2 protein-coding genes are annotated in these 1,167 nt (G+C 68.7%); both read left to right on the forward strand.

What is annotated here, in order from left to right:
• Positions 1–882: response regulator (locus JYJ84_RS37150; RefSeq protein ID WP_205190344.1), on the forward strand; the 882-nt coding region annotated here is incomplete at its 5' end.
• Positions 879–1,167, forward strand: a 289-nt coding sequence (locus JYJ84_RS37155) for a response regulator (protein ID WP_205190345.1), incomplete at its 3' end; no start/stop codon positions are given. The genes JYJ84_RS37150 and JYJ84_RS37155, both read left to right, overlap by 4 nt.

The raw sequence follows: 1,167 nt of genomic DNA on the forward strand, positions 1-1,167 counted from the left end.
ATGCGCTTCGTGCTGCAGTTGCCGCTCACGCTGTCGGTGATCCGCAGCCTGCTCGTCGAGGTCGGCGGCGAGCCGTATGCGTTTCCGCTTGCGCACGTGCGGCGCACGCTCGAACTCGCGCACGAGAACATCGACGTGCTCGAAGGGCAGCCGCATTTTCCGTTCGACGGCCGGCGCGCGGGGCTGGTCGCCGCGCACCAGCTGCTCGACGCGGGCGAACCCGACGCGGCGCGCACGAGCACGGCGGTCGTGGTCGTCGGCGGCGAGCCCGAGCTGTATGGTGTCGCGGTCGACCGCTTCCTCGGCGAACGGATGCTCGTCGTGCAGCCGCTCGACAGCCGCCTGCACAAGATCCAGAACATCGCGGCCGGCGCGCTGCTCGAGAACGGCGACCCGGTGCTGATCGTCGACGTCGAGGACCTGATCCGCTCGGTCGACAAGCTCGTGCGCGGCGGGCAGCTCGCGCGGCTCAAGCGCGACCCGCAACTTGCGCTGGCCGACCGGCGCCGCCGCGTGCTCGTTGTCGACGATTCGCTGACGGTGCGCGAGCTCGAACGCAAGCTGCTGGAAAAGCGCGGTTACGACGTGACGGTCGCGGTCGACGGGATGGAAGGCTGGAACGCGGTGCGCAGCGATGCGTTCGATCTGGTCGTCACGGACGTCGACATGCCGCGCATGGACGGCATCGAGCTCGTCACGCTGATCAAGAGCGATCCGATGCTCAAGCGCGTGCCGGTGATGATCGTGTCGTACAAGGATCGCGACGAGGATCGCCGGCGCGGGCTCGATGCGGGCGCCGACTACTACCTCGCGAAGAGCAGCTTCCACGACGAGGCGTTGCTCGATGCCGTGCACGACCTGATCGGAGATGCACGCGGATGAACATCGGCATCGTCAACGACCTGCCGCTGGCCGTGGAGGCGCTGCGCCGCGTGATCGCGCTGCGCACGGACCACCGCGTGCTGTGGGTCGCGACCGACGGTGACGAGGCGGTGGATTTCTGCGTCGCGCATCCGCCCGATCTCGTGCTGATGGATCTCGTGATGCCGAAGGTCGACGGCGTCGCCGCGACGCGCCGGATCATGGCGCGCGCACCGTGCGCGATCCTGATCGTGACGGCGAGCGTCAGCGCGAACACGTCGTCGGTCTACGAGGCGATGGGCGCCG

The organism is Burkholderia sp. LMG 13014, from assembly GCF_905232215.1.
Classification (GTDB): domain Bacteria; phylum Pseudomonadota; class Gammaproteobacteria; order Burkholderiales; family Burkholderiaceae; genus Burkholderia.